General features: G+C 62.9%; 4 protein-coding genes and 1 pseudogene. All 5 read right to left on the bottom strand.

Features of this window, described 5'->3' with window-relative positions:
- Positions 1 to 476: pseudogene (locus QZT71_RS11745) on the bottom strand (hypothetical protein); the annotation flags it as partial.
- Positions 477 to 486: 10 nt separating this feature from the next.
- Positions 487 to 720: a helix-turn-helix domain-containing protein gene (locus QZT71_RS11740; protein WP_295916430.1), complete on the bottom strand. Its 234-nt coding sequence runs from the start codon at positions 718 to 720 to the stop codon at positions 487 to 489.
- A gap of 191 nt (positions 721 to 911) precedes the next feature.
- Positions 912 to 2,306, bottom strand: a complete 1,395-nt coding sequence (locus tag QZT71_RS11735; protein WP_295916428.1) for an MFS transporter — start codon at positions 2,304 to 2,306, stop codon at positions 912 to 914.
- Between the two features lie 7 nt (positions 2,307 to 2,313).
- Positions 2,314 to 3,780 carry a sialate O-acetylesterase gene (locus QZT71_RS11730; protein WP_295916424.1) on the bottom strand — a complete coding sequence of 489 codons (1,467 nt, stop codon included), beginning with the start codon at positions 3,778 to 3,780 and terminating at the stop codon, positions 2,314 to 2,316.
- Between the two features lie 4 nt (positions 3,781 to 3,784).
- On the bottom strand, positions 3,785 to 5,384 hold a 1,600-nt coding region (locus QZT71_RS11725; RefSeq protein ID WP_295916422.1), incomplete at its 5' end, for a glycoside hydrolase family 2 TIM barrel-domain containing protein.

The raw sequence follows: 5,384 nt of genomic DNA, 5'->3' as shown, positions 1-5,384 counted from the left end.
GGCTGTGGCGCGCGGCCGGCTGTGCGGCGCGCCGGATGCCGCAGGGTACCCTCGATGTAAAGGTAGCGGCGTCCCGGCTCGTCGTAGCCGGGGTCGAACAGGTCGCCGTAGTAGAGCAGCGCGAAATCCATGCCGTCGAGAGAATTGAGCGTGCGGTGCAGGTAACTGTAACCGCCTTCGCATGCGGCGGCGATGTCGCGCACGACGGCTTCGTTCTCCACGCCCCACAGCGCCACGAGGGGCAGGCGCATCGAGTCGATGACGGCGGCCGTGTTCCGGATTTTGCGGCGGTAACGTTCGGTATCCCATTGCAGGCGGCCGCCGGGCGTGTAATCCGTGTCGTTGTAGAAGCGTGCCGGTATGGTGTCGTAGAGGTGATCGAGGTCCCAATAGGCGATTCCCGTGCGCGGCTGCGCAAGGGCGGAACCTGCCGTAAGAAGCAGCAACAGGGCGATTGTCAGGCGACGCAGCGACATAGGCCGGGGGTTAGAGCGGTTCTTCGGGCAGGAAATCGCGCGGCGAGCAGCCCAGGAATCCGGCAATCTCGTTGATGTGGTTGAGGTTGTATTTCGAAGGGCTTTTCGGACTCTCCACCTGACTGATGAATCCGTCGCTCACTCCGATTCCGCAAGCCAGTGTCGCCTGGGAAATCCGTTGGGCCATCCGCTCTTTGCGGACAGCTGAACTGACGTATTTGTCGAATGCGCTTTTCGGTTTCACAGGCGTCTGTTTAAATCATGTAAAACTAAAAATTATACCGGTGCGAAGATTTAGTCATAACTTAAATTCGCCTGCTTACGGATAGTTATTCGGTAGGGAAAGCGTATGCCGGCTTTGGAAGCCAAAAGTACTTCGAATCAGGTGAAAAAGCAAATGTAAGCCGTGAGCCTGGCCTTCCCGCGGCCGGCGACTTACTTCTTTTCGGCTTGTCGTGCAGCCCCGGCGCGTAGCGCATTGAGCCTGCGTCCGATTTCTGCAACCTGTTTTTCACCCAGCGGGTAGCAGAAGATGAACAGAACGGAAAGGATCGTTCCTGCGGCTGGCAGCAGGCTCATCATCGCCCGGATGCCGTTCTGCACTGCAACGCCCTGTACGGCATTGGCCTCGAACCCGTAATGGCCGAGCAACCAGCCCGTAAGGGCGCCGCCGAGCGTCCATCCGAATTTCTGGGACATCGACGACGACGAGAAGATCAGTCCCGTGGCACGCCGTCCCGTCCTCATTTCCGAATAATCCGCAATGTCGGCATACATCGACCACAGCAGGGGGAATATGCTGCCCGCGCACATGCTGATAAGCACTTGCAGAAGCATCATGGCCCAGACATCGTGCGCTCCCGGCAGCCAGAAGGCTGCGCTCAATACCGTTGCTGCGGCCATCGCCCCGAGATAGGTGTTCTTTTTGCCGATACGGTTGGAAACCGGAGTTACGAGCAGGATGCCCGCAATGTTGGCTGCCTGTCCCAGCACGAGGAAGATTGTGGTGAGCGACAAGGTGGCGCCTGTGTCTGCCGCAGTACCGGCCTGCACGTAATATTTGAAGTAGTAGACTGCCGCCCCGTCGCGGATCGAATTGAAGATCAGCGCCGCGATCCCCGCGCCGAGCAGTATCCACCACGGGCGGTTGCGCAGCAGGTCTTTGAGGTCTTCGCGCAGCGGATGCCGCTCCGTGTGTACGGGTTGCACGCGTTCGCGCGTCCAGCTGTACGTGCAGAAGAAAAATACGATTGCCACGGCCGCCAGCACGGTCGTCGCCGCCTGCCAACCCGTTTGCGGGTCGCTGCCGCGGCTGAACCATCCCACCAGCGGCTCGATGGTCAGCAGCGCCAGGATGCTGCCGCCGAATGCGAAGAGCATGCGGTAGGAGGAGAGTTCCGTGCGGGAGCGGGGGTTGTCGGAGATGACGCCAAGCAGCGATGCATAGGGGACATTGATGAACGAGTAGATCATCATCATAAGCCCGTAGGTGATGTAGGCGTAGACCAGTTTCCCGGTCATTCCGAAGCCCGGGGTGGTGAAGGTCAGCACGCCCGCCACGCCGAAGGGCACGGCGAACCACAGCAGGTAAGGCCGGAATTTCCCGCGGCGGCTCTGCGTGCGGTCGGCCAGGATCCCCACGACGGGGTCGACGAACGAATCCCAGAAGCGGGTGATGAGGAACATCGTGCCCACGGCTGCTGCCGGGAGCCCGAAAACGTCGGTGTAGAAAAAGAGCAGGTAGGAGCCGAAGAGCTTCCAGAACATCGAGGATGCCGCATCGCCGAGCCCGTAGCCGATCTTTTCGCGGAGTTTTATCTGTGTGTCCATAAGCATATTATTGTTGTGCCGGGCCGACGTCGTCCCACGTGTCCGTGCGGAAAGGGAAGGCGGGCAGCCCGATGGTGTTGGTCAGGTTGACGTCCCCCACGACGTTGCGAAAAGCGTAACGTACGGCGACGGGGCGGGGCACGGCCGCGGAACGGACTTCGACCTGGCGGCTGAAATCATATCCCCGGTGTACGACGAAAGCTTCGGCCGGGTGGAAGATACGATCTTTCCCTGCGATTTCAAACCCTTTCAGCGGCGTATCGACCGGGTGCAGGGTCGAACTGCTGCGGAAGGTCACAACGGCGCGCCCGTCATCGAAAGCGACGTTTTCAAACCGCGGGCCGCAGCTGTCGATTCCTTCGCAGCCGTAGGTGCCCGTCAGCGCGAGCAGAGCCAGCCGCTGCCCTACGAGGTCTTTGCGCGGCGGGTGTATTTCGGTCGCATCCCCCAAATCGGTATTCACCGCCATGCCGGCATTGGGAATCAGGTCGAGGGCGCGCAACTGCGCTTCGACCATCAGCGGCAGCAGAATCGGGTTCTCCTCACCCCGGAAGCGGTGCATCGGGATGTCGTAATCGAACGGCGCGAGCTGTACGTAATAAAACGGCATCTGCTCCCCGCCGCCCCAAGCCGCCCGCCAGTCGGCCGCCATTGCGGCCATGTTGTGCGGATATTTGGCGTGGCAGCCTTTGTTCGATTCGCCCTGGTACCAGATGAACCCCCGCAGCGTGTACGGCGCGAGCGGCCGGATCATGGCGTTGTAGAGTGCCCCGACCCGATTCTGGGCATCGTGTCCGGCATCGGTCGTGCGTATTTCCCCGTCGACGGCCTGTGCTGCCCCGGGGCTCATCCACGCCTCGATGCGCGTGGCGCCCCAGTCGCTTTCGATCAGCCCGACGGGAATGCCGAGGGCGCGGTGCAGCCAGAGCCCGAAGTAATACCCGACGGCGCTGAACCCCGAGGCCGAACGCATGGACGAAACTTCCCAGCTTCCGGTGCAATCCGGCTGCGGCTCGGATGCGGTGGCGCGGGCTACATGGAAGAGCCGTATGCAGGGATGACCGCCCGCCTGCATCGCGGCGTCGAGCGCCCCGTGCACGGGCTGCGAATCGAAGCCCCGGAGGGGCATTTCCATGTTCGACTGCCCGGAGCAGAGCCAGACTTCGCCGATGAGAATATCGCCGAGTGTCACGGGCTCTCCGTCATCGATGGTGAGCGTATACGGGCCGCCGGCGCCGGGCGTTTGCAGCAACGTGTGCCAGTACCCTTTGTCGTCCGCATGTGCGGTGTATGTCCGCGTGTCCCACGAGGCGGTGATTTCCACCCGGGCATCCGGCCCGGCCCATCCCCAGATGCCGGCCTGGCAATCGCGCTGGAGCACCATGCCGCTGCCGATGATCGAGGGCAGGCGCACCCGTCCCGCCCCGGTTTGTACGAGGCAGAGCGCGAGCAGCAGGAGTAAGGTTCGCGTCATCGTTTCATTCGGTTATGTTCATCGGAGCCGTGCACGCCTTTTTGCGGACGGCGCGGCGGTAGGCGAGCGTGTAACGGGCGTCCATCTCGGGATGTCCTTCGACAGTGATCTCGATTCGGAACCGGTCGGTGTCCCAGGCCGGGAGCGGCGTGCGTGTCGTGGGGCCCGCGATGTTCCGGTTGGGGGCGGTGGCGGGGCTTTCCCAGCGCAGGATCTCGAGCGTTTGCCCGGCAGCCCGGAGCGTTACCGTGAGGACGAAAGGCCCCGAGGCGGCGAAACGGTCGTTGAGTATCCAGATGTCGGCCTCGAACAGTTCGCCTTCCGTCCAGTCGAAGCGGGCGAAACGGGCGCTGGCGCAGAGCGGCCGGCAGGCGCGGCGCACCTCTTCGTACGCGGGTTTGGGTACGGACGGGTAGACCACCAGCGAGTTGTTGGCCGCCGCGGGCCACGGTTCGCCGAAGCACCAGTTGAGCGCCATGGCGCAATAGGGTTTCTGCCGCCGGGCCTCCTCGAAGATCGCCTTGTACCCTTCGCCTTGCAGGAGCGAGCTGTGTTCGATAAGTTCATCGAGCGTCGCCGGTTTTCCGAAATAGCGTTCGACGGTCGGCTCTTCGAGCCACGTTGCGGGCTGGCCGTCCCAGGCCCCGAAGGCGTGGTGTTCTTCCCAGGCCGTTCCGGGGTGGGGCGGAAAGAGCTCTTCGGGCGGGATCACCTTTTCGAGGACTTCGCGCGGCGAGATGCCGGGAATGCCGAATTCGGTATAGGCCGTGAAATGGCTGTCGTTGATTGACTGGAAAATATCGCGCCCGTCCCAGTAAAACAGGTAGTTGCCGTGCGCCATGCCGTTCAGGGGCGAGGTCGCATTGAAGGGTATTTCCGGCGACAGCCGGTAGCAGAGCGCGTTCAGCAGCCGCAGGGGCAGCGACTGGTCGGTCATCCCCGACCAGTTGTTGAACAGTTCGTTGCCGCCGCACCAGATTGCCAGCGAAGGGTGGCGGCGCAGGCGGCGTATGGTCGAGGTGGCCTCTTGTTCCAGTACGGCGAGGTAATGCGGGTCGTCGGGATAGCAGTTGCAGGCCAGCGGGAACTCCTGCCATACGAGTATGCCCCGGCGGTCGCAGCACTCGAAGAAGCTGTCCTTGTTGACGATGCCTCCGCCCCACGAACGCAGGATGTTGAAATTGGCCGCGATGGCCATGTCGATCAGTTCTTCGTAACGGGCGGCGTCGAGCATGCCCGGGAAAAGTTCGGGGCAGACCCAGTTGGAGCCTTTGGCGAAGATGCGGCGCCCGTTCAGTTCGATCTGTGCCGGGGCGGCGCTCCGCGTCTTGGGAAACCCTTTGGGTTCGCTCCAGGCGCCTTCGTTCATCACGAGCCGTATGCGGCGGAAGCCGATGTGTTCTTCGACGCGCTCCAGTTCATTTCCCCGGGCGTCGAACAGGCGGTAACGCGACGTGTAGCGTGCGGGCTCCCCGTGGTCGTGTGTCCACCACAGGCGGGGGCGTTCCATGCGGGCCTCGAGCGGCTGCCCGACAGGCCCTTCAGCCCGGGCGGTGCAGCGCCCTTCGGCATCCAGCAGCTCCCAGCTGCCGCGGCAGCCGTCG

It is taken from the genome of uncultured Alistipes sp. (genome assembly GCF_902388705.1).
Classification (GTDB): Bacteria; Bacteroidota; Bacteroidia; order Bacteroidales; family Rikenellaceae; genus Alistipes.
Note: the sequence above shows the minus strand (reverse complement) of the source record. Positions and strands in the feature narration are given on the sequence as shown.

What these genes read in the sequence shown, in the direction of transcription:
- QZT71_RS11735 (WP_295916428.1), bottom strand. Translation starts at nt 2,306, where the DNA reads ATGGACACACAGATAAAACTCCGCGAAAAGATCGGCTACGGGCTCGGC.
- QZT71_RS11730 (WP_295916424.1), bottom strand. Translation starts at nt 3,780, where the DNA reads ATGACGCGAACCTTACTCCTGCTGCTCGCGCTCTGCCTCGTACAAACC.